Source organism: Micromonospora sp. DT44 (genome assembly GCF_049841635.1).
Lineage (GTDB): Bacteria > Actinomycetota > Actinomycetes > Mycobacteriales > Micromonosporaceae > Micromonospora.
Window position 1 is genome coordinate 73507 of the sequence record NZ_JBNCKS010000007.1, and the last position, 15732, is coordinate 89238.

Sequence of the window (15732 nt, forward strand, 5' to 3'; positions counted from 1 at the left end):
CCGGCCCCGGGCCCCGCCGGGCCCGCCCCGGGCCGGCCCCCCCCCGGCCGGGGGGGGGGGGGGGGGGGGGGCCCCCCGGGCGGCCCCCCGCCACCCTGCGGATCAGAGGACGATCTGGTGCACCCGGTCGTCCGCGCCGCGCACGGCCAGCCAGGCGCTGCCGTTGGCGCCCGCGGCGGCCCCCGGGGCGCCCCGGAACGCGTCGGTGGCGAACTCGCCACGACGGAACCAGCCGCCCCACGCCCCGTCGATCAGGTTGCGCTGCCAGAGCCGGTTGTCGGCTGCCAGCGCGAACAGATAGACCCGCCCGGAGGTGGCGAGCAGCGTCGGGCTACCGCTGGTGGTGCCGCCGAGGTTGGTCCAGGCCGACCAGGTGGCGCCGGTCCGGCTGCGCCACCACACCTCGTCGGTACGGCTGCGGACGGCCACGTGCAGCACGCCCGCGTCGTCGACGACAGCGCTCGGCCGGCCGTAGACCGGACGGTCGTCTGGAGCGCCGACGCCGGTCCAGCCGCTGGTCGGGGTACGCGTCCACAGCTTGCCGTCGGCGCCACGGACGACGAGCGTCCACTGCGTCGGGCTGGTCCACGCCACCGTCGGCCCGTCGGTGAGCGTGCCGCCGAGGCTCTGCCACTGCCCCCACGTCCCGCCGACGTAACTGCGCTGCCAGGCGGCGTTGTCGGTGCCGCGGACGAACACGTCGATCCGGCCGTTCGTCGAGGCGTACGCGGCCGGCTGGCCGAGGATCCGGCCGCCGACCGGGCCGCCGAGCGAGGTCCACGCGGTTCCCCACGTCGTACCGGAGCGGGTGTTGACGGCCAGCGCGCCTTGCGCGTCGCGGACGAAGGCGGTGGCGTGCGTGTCGTCCACCCGCACCAGCGCGGGGCTGGCGCTGGCGGTGCCGCCGAGGTTGGTGCCGGCGACCTGCTCGGTGCCGGTGAGGCCCAGCATGGCCACCCCGTGCGCCGGGACGTCGACCGTGTACGAGCCGGTGAAGGGCTGGACGCCCGCGGTGGCGGGTTGGGCGTCCACGTCGGCGCGGGCCCACAGGTCACGGACCCGGACGGCACCGCCGAGCGCGACATCAGCGAAGGTCACCGTGATCTTCTGGGCGGTGTCGTGCCGGTTCAGCAGCGCGACCGCCCGCTTGCCGGGTCCGGTGAGCACCTTGCTCCACACCTGCGCGTCGGTGCCGGTGTCGGCGACCTTGACGCCCTGTCGGACCAGCGGGTCCTGGTCCACCGCGACGATCTCCGGGTTGGTCAGCGCCGAGATCATCCCGCTCGGCAGACCGCGCGGGTCGGAGCCGATCACCAGCGGCGCGGCCATGATGGCCCACATGCCAAGCTGGGTCTTGGACTCCTCCAGGCTCAGCTCGTACCCGCCGTCCGGCAGCGGGCGCATCGGCAGCAGGTAGTCCGGGTCGTTGTAGTGCCCCGGCCCGGTGGCCGCCGGGTGGTACGCGTTGACGTCCATGTTGCGCAGCACCCACGGGAACGCCCACTGCGGCGTCGGGTCGGTGAGCCCCACGTCGGTGTACGTCCGCCACGAGTCGGCGATGGACGGCGCGTACGTGTAGCTCCAGGTGGAGAGCTGCTCCGGGGTGTAGGGGCCGCCACCCCAGTCCGAGCTGACCGGGTTGCAGATGTTGAGCAGCATCGGCCGGGGCGACTGGCGTACCGCGTCGGCCAGCTCGCGGAACGTGGCCTCCGGGTCGAGACCGGCGGCCCGGCCGCACAGCCAGTCGGCCTTGAGGGCGTCGAAGCCCCAACCGGCGAACTGGGCGACGTCGGCCTGGTAGTGACCGTTGCTGCCGAGCCCACACTGCCCCGGCAGGTACGGGCCGGCGTCGGTGTAGATGCCTGCCTTCATGCCCTTGCTGTGGATGTACGCGGCCAGCGCGGCCATCCCGCCCGGGAAGCGGGCCGGGTCGGCGACCAGCTTGCCGGCGCCGTCGCGCGGGGTGGGCGCGGCCCAGTTCCCGTCGATCCAGACGTACGTGTACCCGGCGTCGCGCAGGCCACTGTGGACCATGTAGTCGGTGACCGACCTGACCTCGGCCTCGGTGGGATCGCCACCGAGGCCGAAGTAGGTGTTCCAGCCCTGGTAGGGCGTCGGGGCGAGCCCACTGTCGAAGAACGTGGGCGCGCCCTGGCCCTCGGCCCCGGCGCTGGCCGGCGTGTGGCCGGGGCGACCGGGACCGTGGCCGGCCTGCGGTGGGCCGGCCTGCGGTGGGCCGGCCTGCGGTGGGCCGGCCTGCGGTGGGCCGGCCTGCGGTGGGCCGGCCATGGCCGGCATGGGGCTGGCCAGGCCCAGGCCGAGCACGGCCAGGGCCGCGGTCAGCGGTCGGTTCAGGCGCATGGGGGTACTCCTGTCCCTCGGGGGTGGGGGTGGTGGTGCTCCGAGCTCAGTCGCGGGTCAGCACGATGAGGTCGGCGTCGTGGGTCGCGCTCCAAGGCACGGGCAGGCCGACCGCGCCGAGGTGACTGCCGGAGTAGTGCCGCTCGCCGTCGGAGTAGCGGGCCGCCGGATCGAGACCGTGCAGCGGCAGCCGCACCGGGCGCGACGGAAGCAGGCCGACGCCGTCGAGCCGGCCGGTGTGCCAGGCCAGGACGACCACCCGCCGCTGGTCCGGCGCGGTGTACTGCACGGCGCAGCGGGCCTGGTCGGGGCCGCCAATCAGGTGCACCTCGCCGTGCGTGACCACATCCCGAATCTCCTTGTAGCGGGCGATCCAGCCGGCCGCCTCGACCCGCTCGGCGGGGGTCCAGGCCCGGATGTCCGCGCCGATGCCGAGCACCCCGGCCATCGCCAGCACGAACCGGAACGCGAGCGTTCGCGGTCGGCTGTCGAACAGGCCTGGCGCGTCGGTGACCCAGGAGCTGAGCAGGTGCGGGGCGTTGGCGTGCAGGAAGCCGTACTGGATGGCCAACCGGTCGAGTGGGCCGGTGTTGTCGCTGGGCCAGAAGACGTCGGCGCGGGCGGCCATCGCCAGGTCGGTCCGCCCGCCGCCACCCGCGCACGCCTCGATCAGCACGCCCGGATGGTCCCGGCGCAGCCGCTCGTAGATCCGGTGCAGGTTGGCGACGTGCGCGCCGTCCAGGTCAACAGGGCCGACCCCGCCCGGCCGTCCCGGCTCGGTACGCGGGCGGTTGAAGTCCCACTTCAGGTAGTCGATGTCGTACCGGCGCAGCAGGCCGTCCACTGTGGAGTGCACGAACTCGGCGACCTCCGGCCGGCCCAGGTCGAGCAGGTACTGGTTGCGGACCGGGGTGAGTGGCCGGCCGTCGACTGCGTAGACCCAGTCCGGGTGCTGGGCGTAGAGCGCCGACCTCGGGTTGACGCACTCCGGCTCGACCCAGAGCCCGAAGTTCAGCCCGAGCGCGCGGACCTCGGCGATGAACGCGTCGAAGCCGGCTGGGAACTTCGCCGGGTCGGGCGTCCAGTCGCCGAGCCCGGCCGTGTCGTCGTTCCGGCCAACGAACCAGCCGTCGTCCACCACGAACGTCTCCACGCCCAGCTCGGCGGCGATCCGGGCGAGCGCCAACTGGCTCTGCGCCTCGACGGCGAAGTAGGTGGCCTCCCACGAGTTGTAGAGCACCGGACGCGGGGTGAGCCGGTCGGCGGCGAGCAACCGCTGGTGGGTGTGCCAGACCCGGGCCAGCCCGTCCAAACCGTCCGGGCTGTACGCGCCGGTGACCACCGGCAGGGTCAGTGACTCGCCGGCGGCCAGCTCCAGCGGACCGTCGACCAGCTGGCGGCCGGCCCGCACCCGGGTCAGCCCCCCGGTGTCCCGCTCGGCGCTGATCTCCCACGACCCGGTCCAGGCCAGCGCCATCCCCCAGGCCGGACCGGTCGGCTCGGCGGTGTCGCGGACGGCCAGCCAGGGCACGTGCAGGTGGCCCGGTACGCCCTGGGAGCTGCCGATGCTGAAGCTGCCGTGGCCCAGCTCGACGTGGGAGAGCTGGAACTCCTGCGACCACTGCCCCCACTGATGGCTGAGCAGCGCGCCGTGCGGCGTGGGTACGCAGAACCCACCCGACCCGGCGCGGATGACCCGCAGCTGGTCGGTGCCGTCGTTGCTCAGCTCGACCCACCTCTGCACCACGTCGGTGCCGGCGGGAACCCGGTAGTGGACTGTGGCACGAAGCCCGGTGACCGGGTCGGCGAACCCGACGGCCAGCCCCCGCTGGTCGGCGTCGGCCACCACGTCGGTGTGACCCAGGCCCACCCGGCGAGCCCCGGTGGGGGTCTCCACCACCAGGTCGGCGCCGGTGAACGGGCGGGCGGCGTCGGTGGCGTACTCGATGGGGGCGGCGTCCCCGGCGGTGAGGAACGGGACCGGGCCGTCGTAGGCGACGGGCGACGGCCCGTCCGAGACCCCGTGCGGCCCCCACGCGACCAGCTCCAGCCAACGGCCGTGCGCGGGCACGGTGACTGTGTACTCGGTGTGCGCGCCGCGCAGCGTCCAGCGCCGCCCGGTCGCGGCGGTCACTTGACCGCTCCCAGCGCCAGACCGGAGACGAAGTGCCGCTGGAAGCGCAGGAACACCGCGACGGTGGGCACCGCCGCGATGACAGTGCCGGCGGCGATGACGTTCCAGGACGAGACGAACTGGCCCTGGAGGCCGAGCAGCGCCGGGGTGACAGGCATGTTGTCGTCGGTACGCAGCACGGTGATCGCCCAGAGCAGGTCGTTGAAGATCCACGTGAAGGAGAGCGCACCGAGGGCTGCCAGCGCGGGGCGGGTCAGCGGCAGCATCACCTTCGTGAAGATCTGCGCGGTGCCGGCGCCGTCGATGGTGGCCGCCTCCTGGATCTCGCCCGGCAGGTCCCGCATGAACCCGTACAGGACGAACGTGTAGAAGCCGAGCCCGAAGCCGACCTGCACCGCGATCAGCGCCCAGAGCGTGTCGTACAGGCCGGTCAGCTCGCTGAACTTGGCCACCGGGATCAGCAGGATCTGCGGTGGCAGCAGGTTGCCGGCGAGCATCAACAGCAGGATCGTCCGCCGGCCGGGGATCCGGAACCGACTCAGCGCGAACGCGGCCATCGCCGCGAGGCCGAGGCTCAACAGCACCGACGGGACGGTGACCACCATGCTGTTGATCAGCGCCCGCAGCTCGCCGCCGTCGGTCCACGCCTGTCGGTAGGTGTCCAGGGTGAACGACCGGGGCAGGCTGCCCACCCCGTGCGCGGCGATGTCGTCGAACGATCGGGTGGACATCACCACGACCCAGAGCACCGGCCCGAGCCAGAGCAACGACAGCAGGATCATGCCGGTGTGGAATGCTCCGGTGCGGAGCTTGTTCATCACGCTTCCTCCCGGAACGCGCGGACCAGGTAGCCGAGGATGACCGCCAACGCGAGCACGAAGATCACGACGGCGATGGCCGAGGCGTAGCCCAGCCGTAGGCTCTGGAACGCGGTCGAGTACATGTAGGTGCTCAGCAGCTCCGACGAGTGGTACGGGCCGCCCTTGGTGAGCGACCAGACGATGTCGAAGGAGCGCAGCGAGTCGATCACGATGACCGAGAGCACCACCGCGTTGACCCCCTTGAGCTGGGGAATGGTCACGTGCCGCAGCCGCTGCCAGGAGTTGGCGCCGTCCATCCGGGCCGCCTCGTGCAACGCCGGGTCGATGGCCTTGAGCCCGGCCAGGAACAGCACCATGACGTAGCCGATCTGCCGCCACAGGGCGGGCAGGATCACCGCGTACAACGCGGTCTGCGGGTCGGCGAGCCAGGGCCGGATCAGGCTCTCCAGCCCGACGGCCCGCAGCAGCGTGTCGGCGATGCCGTCGGGCTGGTAGAAGACCCGCCAGACCAGCGCGGTCACCACCAGCGAGAACACCACCGGAGTGAACAGCGCCGCCCGGTAGAAGCCGACCCCGCGCCGCTCCTTCTGCAGGACCAGCGCCATGCCGAAGCCGCCCAGCACGGAGAGGCCGCCGAAGAGCACCAGCCAGATCACCGTGTTGACGAGTGCGCCCCGGAAGGTGGCGTCGCCGGCCAGCTCGACGTAGTTGTCGGTGCCCACGAAGGCCGGCGACGACATCCCGTCCCAGCGGGTGAGCGAGAACCAGAAGCCCTGGAGCGCCGGCCAGAACACCCAGATGCTCTCGACCGCGAACGGCACCAGGACGAACGCCACCAGCAGCGGCGACAGTCGCGCCGACCGTCGCCGCCGCCGGATGGGGGTGACCGAAGTCGTGGAGATCGTTGCTGTCACGTCAGCCCTTGAAGACCTTCTCGGCGCCGGCCTGCCACTCCCGCAGGATCGCGTCGATCTGGTCCGGCTTGTCGATGAACTTGGTCAGCGCGGTGTCCGCGGTCGGCTGGAGCGCGTCGCTGGAGTCGCGGTTGAAGAACTGGGTCAGCTCCTTGGCCTCGTCGAGCATCGCCTTGCCCTTGACCACCAGCGGCGAGTCGGACGCCTTGGCCTTCGGGTTGGCCGGCAGGACGATGCCGGAGCTGGCCTTGACGTACGCCTCCTGCGCCTCGGTCGAGGCCAGGTAGGTGAGCAGGGCCCTGGTGCCGGTCGGGTTGGCGGTCTTCGCGCTGGCGAAGAAGCCATCCGTCGGCGCCTCCTCGGCCAGCGGCACCGCCGGGTCGATGATCGGGAACCGGAAGAAGTCCAGGTCACCGAGGGCGTCCTTGGGGGCGGCGTCGGCGAAGAACGTGCCGATCAGGAACATCCCCGTCTTACCGGCCAGCAGGGCGGTGGTCGCCTCCTGGAACGGGTACGCCTTGCCCTTGGGGTCGAAGTAGGGCAGGGCCTCCCGCCAGCGGGTGAAGACCGCCTTGACCTTCGGGTCGTCGAAGCGCTGCTTGCCGGCGAGCAGCTCGCGGTGGAACGACGCGCCGTTGATGCGGATGTTGAGGTAGTCGAACCAGGCCGAGGCGACCCACGGCGTGTCGCCGAGGCCGATGCCGATCGGGGGGACGCCCTTGCTCTTCAACGTCTCGCAGACCGCCAGGAACTCGGTCCAGGTCTTCGGCTCCTGCACGCCCCACTTGGCGAAGTTGGACTTGCGGTAGAAGAAGCCCCACCAGTAGTTGTTCATCGGCACGAAGATCTGCTTGCCGCTGGCGTCGGTGGAGAGGGTGCGCAGCGACTGGGGGTAGTCGTCGAGTGACTTCCAGACGTCCGAGACGTCCAGCAGCAGGTTGCGGCTCGCGTAGTCGTTGGCGACCGAACCGGCGTACCAGGTGTAGAGGTCCGGCGGGTTCGCCGAGGTGAGGTACGTCGGGAGCTGGGTCCGGAAGGTCTCCGAGGCGATCGTGTTGAGGTTCGCCGTGCCCTTGCCCTGCGCGTTGAAGTTCGCGATCAGCTTCTCCATTGCCGCCTTGGCCTGCGGCGAGGAGAGGTTCGACTGGATGGTGATCCCGCCCGAGCCGTTGCCCGCCGCCGGCCCGCTGGCGGAGCTGGCGCACGCGCTGAGGAACGAGCTCGCGCCGAGCGCACCCAGGCCGGCGAGCCCGAGGTGGCCAAGGAATCGCCGGCGACCGGGGTCGAAGTCGCTCACGGTGGTGTCCTTCCTCTACGACACGCAGCGTCACGACGCGATGTGTCGGCCATGTGAATGTGTGTGACCAGAAGGTTGCATCGGCCGTCGCCGACTGTCAAGATATCTTCGTAATTAATGATTAGACGAGACCAAGGCGAGGGTCAGGTGGATCAGCCTATGCGCCGGCTTGAGGGCAAGAACGCGCTGGTCACCGGTGCGATGGGTGGGATCGGCGCGGCCATCGCCCGGCGGCTCGCCAGCGAGGGTGCGGCTGTCGCACTGCTCGACGTCGCCGACACGACCCCGCTGGCCGCGGAACTGACCGCCCGCGGCGACCGCGCACTGTCCGTAATGGGCGATGTCAGCGACGAAGCCGACTGGACGGCCGCCGTGACCGCTGTGCGGGCCGACCTCGGCCCGATCGACATCCTCGTCAGCACGGCCTACGCCGTGCGGGTCGCCCCGGCCCACGAGACCAGCCGGCAGTCCTGGGACCACCAGATCGGCGTCAGCCTCACCGGCTCGTTCCTCGGCGTCCGCGCCTGCCTGGATGACCTGCGGGCGCGCGCGGGCGCGGTGGTGCTGATCTCCTCGGTGCACGCGCTGGTCGGGTTGCCCGGCCGGCCCGCGTACGCGGCGGCCAAGGGCGGCCTGGTCGCGCTCGGCCGCCAACTCGCCGTCGAGTACGGCCCACAGGTCCGGGTCAACACGGTGCTGCCCGGTCCCATCCTCACCGCCGCCTGGGCCGACGTGTCCGAAGAGGACCGACAGCGCAGCGTCGACGAGACCGTGGCGAAACGCTTCGGCACCCCGGACGAGGTGGCCGCGACAGTCGCCTTCCTCGCCTCACCGGACGCCGCCTACGTCACCGGCGCGAGCCTTGTGGTGGACGGTGGCTGGACAGCGGTGAAAGCCTCGGCCTGAGAGATCGATACCGACCAGCGAAAAGGCCAGGAGCATTGGCACAGTACGCACGCCGCGGTGTGCACGGGCAGACCGTCGAGGCGATCGCCCGTCGCATCCTCACCGGTGAGATCCCTGCCGGCGCGACCCTGAACATCGTCGCGCTCCAGGAGGAGTTCGACGTCAGCCTGACCGCTCTGCGCGAGGCGCTGAAAGTCCTCTCCGCCAAGGGCATCGTCGACGCCCGGCAGAAGCGCGGCACCTTCGTCCGGCCCCGCGCGGACTGGAACCTGCTCGACGGCGACGTGATCCGCTGGCAGTTCGCCGAGGGCCCCGACGAGCGCCTGCTCGAAAAGCTGCACGAGGTACGCGCCATCATCGAGCCCGCCGCCGCCCGGCTGGCCGCCAGCCGGGCGACCGAGGACGACGTGGCCGCCCTCGACCGGGCGCTGACCGAGATGGCCCAGGCCGACGGCGACCCCGCCGCCGCCGTCGCCGCCGACCTCGCCTTCCACCGCGCGCTGCTCGCCGCCACCCACAACGAGCTGCTGGAACGCATGGAGGTCGTGATGGAGACGGGACTCGCCGAACGGGACCGGCTGGTGCACGGCGGCGCCGCGCACGACGACCCGGTGCCGAGTCACCGCGCGGTGGTCGACGCGCTGCGCGAGCGGGACGAGTCGGCGGCCGAGACCGCCATGCGTGAGTTGCTGGACAAGGCCGTCCGCGACGTCGAGAGGGCACGGGGACGAAGGGGCAGTCAGTGAAGATCGAGCGGATCGAGACGTTCCTGGTCGCGCCACGGTGGTTGTTCTGCCGGGTGGAGACCGACGACGGGCTCGTCGGGTGGGGTGAACCAGTCGTCGAGGGCCGCGCCGAGGTGGTGCGCAGCGCTGTCGAGGTGCTCTCCGAATACCTGATCGGTGAGGATCCCCTGCGCATCGAGCAGCACTGGCAGGTGCTCACCAAGGGTGGCTTCTACCGGGGCGGCCCGATCCTCTCCAGCGCGGTCGCCGGCCTCGACCAGGCACTGTGGGACATCGCCGGGCAGGCGTACGGCGCCCCGGTGCACGCCCTGCTCGGCGGACCCGTCCGCGAGAAGGTGCGGATCTACTCCTGGATCGGCGGGGACGAGCCCGACGAGGTCGCCGACGCCGCCGCCGCACAGGTCGCCGCCGGCCTCACCGGGGTCAAGATGAACGCCTGCGGTCGGCTCTCGGCCATCCCCACCTCGGCTGAGGTCGACGCGATCATCAATCGGGTCGCCGCCGCCCGGGAGGTGCTCGGCCCGGACCGGGACATCGCGCTCGACTTCCACGGCCGCGCCGGGCTGGCCGCCGTCCGTCGCGTACTGCCCGAGTTGGCCCCCCTGCGCCCGATGTTCGTGGAGGAGCCGGTCCTGCCGGACCAGGCCCACCACCTGCACGACATCGTGGCCGGCACGCCGATCCCGGTGGCCACCGGTGAACGCCTCTACGGCCGATCCGAGTTCCTCACCCCGCTGCAGGCAGGGGTTGCCGTGGTCCAGCCGGACCTGTCGCACGCCGGTGGGATCTCCGAGGTCCGCCGGATCGCCGCGCTGGCCGAGACGTACGGCGCGCTGCTCGCCCCGCACTGTCCGCTCGGCCCGATCTCGCTGGCGGCAAGCCTCCAGGTGGCGTTCGCGACACCGAACTTCCTGATCCAGGAGCAGAGCATCGGCATCCACTACAACGTGGGTTCCGAACTGCTGGACTACCTCATCGACCGGGAGCCGTTCCGGTTCGTCGACGGGCACATCGCCCGCTTCGACCGGCCTGGCCTGGGCATCACTGTGGACGAGGCGGCGGTCCGCAAGGCCACGCAGACCCCGCACACCTGGCGCAATCCGATCTGGCAGCACGCCGACGGGTCGTTCGCCGAATGGTGACCGGCGCGACGCCGGTCCCGCTGCGCGTGGAGTACGACGCGGCGCACGGCGGCCGGTGGAACAGCCTGCGCGGCGGCAACCGGCAGTGGCTGTGGCGGGGCCCGGAACCGGGCCGCCATGAGGTACGCCCCGGCGACGCGTTCGTCGATGCCGGCGGGCTGGAGGAGTGCCTACCCACCGTGCGCGGCGAGCCCGACCACGGCGAGGTGTGGTCGCGCCCGTGGCGAACCGCCGGCCCCGACACCGGCGGCCCTGGCACCTTGGTCATCGAGCGGCCGACGTTCACCCTGACCCGGCGGATCAGCGACTCCGGTGGCGTGGTGGTGGCCGACTACCGGCTGGCCGCCGACCCCGGTCACCGCTTCGTGTGGGCCGCGCACGCCCTGCTCGGCCTGTCCCCCGACGCTCACCTCGACGCGCCCGCCGGCACCCCCACCCGGCTGCACCCGGAGGCCGCCGCCCTGCTGCCGCCGGGCACCTGGCCAACCGACGCTCCGTGGCTCACCGGGCCGTGGCCCGCTCCCGCCGGGCTGACACTTGACACCTTCGGCGCGGACGACGGGACCGCGGTCGGCGCGGTGCTGCTCGACTGCCCACGGGTCCAGGTGATCGACGGCGACGACCGACTGACCCTGGAGCTGGAGTGTGCCGGGCAGCCCCGCAGCACCGCGCTCTGGCGCAACCTGGGCGGCTGGCCGGAGGACTGCCCCTACCGCAGCATCGGCGTCGAGCCGATGCTCGGCAGCGCCTTCGACCTGGCCGACGCCGGTCCGGCCGACGCGGCGATCGTCCCACCCGCCGGCGAGGTCGCCTGGCGACTCACCATCTCCGCCCACCGCATCCACTGAGGACATTCGCGATGAACCTGCTCGACGAGCTGCGTACCCACCGGTTGCTGGCCATCGTGCGCGGCCCGGACCCGGCCGCGGCGCTGACCGCCGTGCTCACCCTGGCCGAGAGCGGCGTCGCCCTGGTCGAGGTCTCGCTGACCAGCGCCGACGCGCTCGGCATCATCCGACGCGCCCGGGCCGCCCTCGGGCCCGACTTCGCCCTGGGCGCGGGCACAGTGCTCAGCACGGAGGACGCCCGGGCGGCCGCCGAGGCCGGCGCCGGCTTCCTCGTCACCCCGGCGCTGGCGCCGAGCGTCACCGAGGCCGCCCGACTCGGGCTGCCGGTGCTCGCCGGGGCGCTCACCCCCACCGAGGTGGTGCAGGCCAACAGCGCCGGCGCCACCGCCGTCAAGCTCTTCCCGGCGGCACTCGGTGGGCCCGACTACCTGGGCGCGCTGCGCGACCCGTTCCCCGGCACCGCGTTCGTGCCTGTCGGTGGGGTCGACGCGGACGGCGCGCGGCGCTACCTCGACCGGGGAGCCGTGGCGGTCGGCGTCGGCTCGCCGCTGCTCGGCGACGCCGTCCGCGGCGGTGACCTGGCGGCGCTGCGCGAGCGCGCCGCCGCCTTCCTGGCGGCGGTACGGCAATGACCGACCTGCTCACGCTCGGCGAGACGATGGCCGCCTTCCGCACCAGCGGCCCGCTGCGGCTGGGCGGCACCGCCGGGATCTCCGTCGCCGGGTCCGAGTCGACGGTGGCCATCGGGCTGGCCCGGCTCGGTCACCACGCCGCCTGGGTCGGTGTCACCGGCGGGGACGAACCGGGCGAGCTGGTCCGCCGGACGCTGCGCGCCGAGGGCGTCGACCTGACCTGGTCCCGGGTCGACCCGGCCGCACCGACCGGGCTGATCCTCTTCGAGAACCGGGTCGCCGACATCAACCGGGTCACCTACCACCGCGCCGGCTCGGCCGGCTCCCGGCTGGGCCCGGCCGACGTCACCCGCGCCTTCGACGCGCCCGGGCCGCCGCCCCGGCTGCTGCACGTCACCGGCATCACCTGCGCGCTGGGCACCGAGCCGTACCGGGCGGTGGTGGAGGCCGTACGCCAGGCTCGCGCGGCGGGCAGCACGGTCTGCCTGGACGTCAACCACCGCAGCCGGCTCTGGTCCGTCACCGAGGCCGCGGCGGCGCTGCGACCGCTGCTGCCCTCGATCGACCTGGTGGTCGCCTCCGACGACGAACTGCCGGTGCTGACCGACGCGCCCGACCCGGCCACGGCGCTACTCTCGGCCGGCGTCAGCGAGGTCGTCGTCAAGCACGGCGGCGACGGAGCGACAAGCCACCGGGCGACCGGCACGATCCACCGGCGAGCCCGGACGGTGCCGGTGGTGGACACCGTCGGGGCGGGTGACGCCTTCGTGGCGGGCCTGCTCTCCGGTTGGCTGGACGGCGCGGACGCCTCGACCCGACTGGGCCGGGCGGTCACCACCGGCGCGTTCGCCGTCGCCACCAGGGGCGACTGGGAGGGCCTGCCCGACCGGGCCGAGTTGGCGCTGCTCGACCACGGCCCCGGCGGTACGGTCCGCTGACGATCCCTCTCGAAGGAGCACCATGGAGCTGACCGAGCCGACCGTCTGGAGCACCGACCGGTTGGAGTTGGGTGAGGGCCTGCGCTGGGTCGACGACCGGCTGGTCCTGGTCGACCTGCTGGCCGGGCGACTGTTGGAGACCGACGGCGACGCCCCGACCCCGCTGCGGGAGCTGCGCCGCATCGACGTGCCGCTCGGCGCGGTCGCCCCGATGGTCGATCGACCCGGCGAATGGCTGGCGGCCGCCGGGACCGGCGTCAGAGTGCTGCCCGCCGCCGGCGACCCCCGACCGGTCGCCGAACTGGTCGACGACGCCCCCGAGCCGACCCGGATGAACGACGCCGTCGCCGACCCGCACGGCCGCTTCTGGGCCGGCAGCATGACGTACGCGATGGTGCCCGGCGGGGGCACGCTCTTCCGCCTCACCCCGGGTGCCGAGCCGGTCCCCGCGGTGACCGGGCTGACCATCCCGAACGGGCCGGCGTTCGACGCGGCCGGCACCACCATGTACCTGGCCGACACGCCCCGCGGCGAGATCGACCGGTTCACCGTCGACCCCACCACCGGTGACCTGCGCGGGCGGGAGCCGTTCCTGCGGCTGTCCCCCGCCGACGGCGGTCCGGACGGCATGACGCTCGACGCGGCCGGCCACCTCTGGATCGCGCTGTGGGGCGGCTCCGCGGTCCGCCGCTACCGGCCCGACGGCACCCTCGACCGGGAGATCCGACTGCCGGCCAAGCAGCCGGCCGGCATCTGCCTGGGCGGCCCCGACCTGCGACGACTCTTCATCGGCACCGCCCGGGTGGGGCTGGACGCGGCAGGCCCGCAGGACGGCGCACTGCTCGCGGTGGACGTGCCGGTGCCCGGCCTGCCCGCCGCGAGGGCCGGCGCACCATTGAGCTGATCGCAGGCATATCGGACGCCCGGGCGGGAACAACCGTATTCAAGTGCGGTAACAGCCGACCGGTGGGGAGCGAGCCGATGAGCACCGTGGGGTGGACGTCATGAACGGGCCGGTCGGTGACGAGCCGCTCGGCGAGCTGGAGCTGGTGCACACGTTCACCGGCCCGATGCCGACCGGGGTGAGCGTCTCGCACCAGGGCCGGATCTTCGTCAACTTCCCGAAGTGGGGTGACGAGGTGCCGGCCACCGTCGTCGAGCTGCGCGACGGCCGGGAGGTGCCCTACCCCGACCAGGCGTGGAACGACCCGTCCGGCAACGACGACGCGGGCGCGTTCGTGTCGGTGCAGAGCATCGTGGTGGACCCGGCCGACCGGCTCTGGGTGCTGGACACCGGCAGCCCGATGTTCCAGCCCACGAAGCCGGGCGGCCCGAAGCTGGTCCGGGTCGACCTGGACACCGACACGGTCGCCCAGGTGATCACCTTTCCGGCGGACGTGGCGCTGCCGACGACGTACCTCAACGACGTCCGCTTCGACCTGCGGCGGGGCGAGTCGGGGGTCGCGTACATCACCGACTCGGCGAGCGCCGGGCCGAACGGGATCATCGTGGTGGACCTGGCCAGCGGGGCCTCCTGGCGGCGGCTGCACGACCACCCGTCCACCAAGGCGGAGCCGCTGACGTCGTTCCGGCCGGTGGTCGAGGGCCGACCGTTCCTCGAACGGCCGGCGGACGGCCCGCCGAAGCCGTTGACCATGGGCTCCGACGGCATCGCCATCTCGGCCGACGGCACCCGGCTGTACTACTGCCCGCTGGCGTCCCGACACCTGCACAGCGTCTCCACCGAGGCGCTGGCCGACCCGTCGGCCACCCAGGAGGCGGTCGCGGCGACAGTTGTCGACGAGGGCGACAAGGGCACCGCGTCGGACGGGTTGGAGAGCGACGACGCGGGGCGAATCTACCTCACCTCGTACGAGCACAATGCGGTGCTGCGTCGACTGCCGGACGGCGAGTACGAGACGCTTGTGCACGACCCGCGGCTGCTCTGGCCGGACACCATGTCGGTGGCCACCGACGGGTACCTCTACGTCACGGCCAACCAACTGCACAGGCAGTCGCAGTACCAGCGCGGCCAGGACCTGCGACGCAAGCCGTACGCGCTGTTCCGCACCCGCATCGACGCCGGCCCGGTGCTGCTGCGCCGCGGGTAGGCCGCGTCAGCTCGCCGGCAGGGTTCGGTCCAGCAAATCGAAGAGGGCCGCCCAGTGCCGCTCGGTGCCCTGCTCGTGGTACATCGGGGTGTCGGCCATCGTGAAGCCGTGGTGCGCGCCCTCGTACACCTCCGAGCGGTAGCGCACCCCGGCGGCGTCGAGCGCCTGTTCCAGGGTGGCGATCTGCTCGGGCGTCATGGACTGGTCCGCGTCGGCGTGCCCGAAGTACAGCTCGCCGGTGATCGAGCCGACGCCCAGGTGCGGGCTGTCCGGGGCGTCGGTGACGACCCGCCCGGCGTGGAAGCTGGCGACGGCCGCGATGCGGTCCGGGTACGCCTCGATGGCCCGCAGCGCGTTCGTACCCCCCATGCAGTAGCCGGTGATCACGGCCGGTCCCGGCCGGACGTCATCGCGAGCGGCCAGGAAGTCCAGGTACGCGTCGGTGTCCCGGCTGATCGCGTCGGGGGTCAGCGCCCCGATCAGCGGCACGATCTTCTCGAAGAGGGCCCCTCGCTGGTCGGCCTCGCCGAGCCGGGACAGGTCGAACAGTGGCGCCCGGCCGGCCCGGTAGAACAGGTGGGGCGTGAGCACCAGGTAACCGCGTTCGGCGATCCGCTCGGCCATCTCCACCAGTCGGGGGCGGGGGCCGAAGGCGTCCATGAAGAGGAGCACGGCCGGGAACGGGCCGTCACCGTCGGGCCGGGTCAGGCTCGCGTCCGCCGTTCCGTCGCTGGTCGGGATGTCCACCGTCGTCGTCTGCATCGAGCCTCCTCGTACGCCGATCTTGGTCCGTCCCGGACGCTACTCTCCCCACCTGCGTGGGCCAGACAGGGACCGGCGATCCCTGGACAAGGTCACCCTGAATACCGGGCGGCGACCGGC

Annotated in this window: 14 protein-coding genes; 8 read left to right on the top strand and 6 right to left on the bottom strand. The window is 72.7% G+C overall.

The window, feature by feature from the left end:
• Positions 1–102: 102 nt before the first annotated feature.
• The 5 genes from ACLQ25_RS06015 to ACLQ25_RS06035 are packed head-to-tail and all read right to left on the bottom strand — an operon-like array spanning position 103 to position 7527.
• Positions 103–2361 carry a glycoside hydrolase family 27 protein gene (locus ACLQ25_RS06015; protein ID WP_425729878.1) on the bottom strand — a complete coding sequence of 753 codons (2259 nt, stop codon included), beginning with the start codon at positions 2359–2361 and terminating at the stop codon, positions 103–105.
• Between the two features lie 46 nt (positions 2362–2407).
• Positions 2408–4495: an alpha-galactosidase gene (locus ACLQ25_RS06020; protein ID WP_425729880.1), complete on the bottom strand. Its 2088-nt coding sequence runs from the start codon at positions 4493–4495 to the stop codon at positions 2408–2410.
• Positions 4492–5313: a carbohydrate ABC transporter permease gene (locus tag ACLQ25_RS06025; RefSeq protein WP_425729882.1), complete on the bottom strand. Its 822-nt coding sequence runs from the start codon at positions 5311–5313 to the stop codon at positions 4492–4494. The genes ACLQ25_RS06020 and ACLQ25_RS06025 overlap by 4 nt, the downstream gene beginning before the upstream one ends.
• Complete coding sequence (locus ACLQ25_RS06030) at positions 5313–6230, bottom strand: carbohydrate ABC transporter permease (RefSeq protein WP_358096092.1); 918 nt, start codon at positions 6228–6230, stop codon at positions 5313–5315. Before ACLQ25_RS06030 ends, ACLQ25_RS06025 begins: the two co-directional genes overlap by 1 nt.
• 1 nt (position 6231) lies before the next feature.
• Entirely contained in the window at positions 6232–7527 is a 1296-nt protein-coding gene (locus tag ACLQ25_RS06035; RefSeq protein WP_425729884.1) for an ABC transporter substrate-binding protein, read from the bottom strand.
• A gap of 159 nt (positions 7528–7686) precedes the next feature.
• On the opposite strand from ACLQ25_RS06035, the gene ACLQ25_RS06040 reads away from it, so the two are divergent.
• The 8 genes from ACLQ25_RS06040 (at position 7687) to ACLQ25_RS06075 (ending at position 14850) form a co-directional block, all read left to right on the top strand.
• Positions 7687–8433, top strand: a complete 747-nt coding sequence (locus ACLQ25_RS06040) for an SDR family NAD(P)-dependent oxidoreductase (protein WP_425729886.1) — start codon at positions 7687–7689, stop codon at positions 8431–8433.
• A 35-nt stretch (positions 8434–8468) separates the two neighbouring features.
• Positions 8469–9179 carry a FadR/GntR family transcriptional regulator gene (locus tag ACLQ25_RS06045; RefSeq protein ID WP_425729888.1) on the top strand — a complete coding sequence of 237 codons (711 nt, stop codon included), beginning with the start codon at positions 8469–8471 and terminating at the stop codon, positions 9177–9179.
• Positions 9176–10321, top strand: a complete 1146-nt coding sequence (gene dgoD, locus ACLQ25_RS06050; RefSeq protein WP_425729890.1) for a galactonate dehydratase — start codon at positions 9176–9178, stop codon at positions 10319–10321. The genes ACLQ25_RS06045 and dgoD overlap by 4 nt, the downstream gene beginning before the upstream one ends.
• Positions 10315–11169, top strand: a complete 855-nt coding sequence (locus ACLQ25_RS06055) for a hypothetical protein (protein ID WP_425729892.1) — start codon at positions 10315–10317, stop codon at positions 11167–11169. The genes dgoD and ACLQ25_RS06055 overlap by 7 nt, the downstream gene beginning before the upstream one ends.
• An 11-nt stretch (positions 11170–11180) precedes the next feature.
• On the top strand, positions 11181–11801 hold the full coding sequence (locus ACLQ25_RS06060; RefSeq protein ID WP_425729894.1) for a bifunctional 4-hydroxy-2-oxoglutarate aldolase/2-dehydro-3-deoxy-phosphogluconate aldolase: 621 nt from the start codon (positions 11181–11183) through the stop codon (positions 11799–11801).
• Positions 11798–12739, top strand: a complete 942-nt coding sequence (locus tag ACLQ25_RS06065; protein ID WP_425729896.1) for a sugar kinase — start codon at positions 11798–11800, stop codon at positions 12737–12739. Before ACLQ25_RS06060 ends, ACLQ25_RS06065 begins: the two co-directional genes overlap by 4 nt.
• A 22-nt stretch (positions 12740–12761) precedes the next feature.
• A complete protein-coding gene (locus tag ACLQ25_RS06070; RefSeq protein WP_425729898.1) occupies positions 12762–13643 on the top strand; it encodes an SMP-30/gluconolactonase/LRE family protein in 882 nt (293 codons plus the stop codon).
• Positions 13644–13743: 100 nt separating this feature from the next.
• Positions 13744–14850: an L-dopachrome tautomerase-related protein gene (locus tag ACLQ25_RS06075; protein ID WP_425729900.1), complete on the top strand. Its 1107-nt coding sequence runs from the start codon at positions 13744–13746 to the stop codon at positions 14848–14850.
• A gap of 6 nt (positions 14851–14856) precedes the next feature.
• Here the strand turns inward: ACLQ25_RS06075 and ACLQ25_RS06080 are convergent, their stop codons facing one another.
• The gene (locus ACLQ25_RS06080; RefSeq protein ID WP_425729902.1) at positions 14857–15612 is read right to left on the bottom strand and encodes a dienelactone hydrolase family protein; all 756 of its coding nucleotides are present in this window, start codon (positions 15610–15612) and stop codon (positions 14857–14859) included.
• Positions 15613–15732 lie beyond the last annotated feature (120 nt).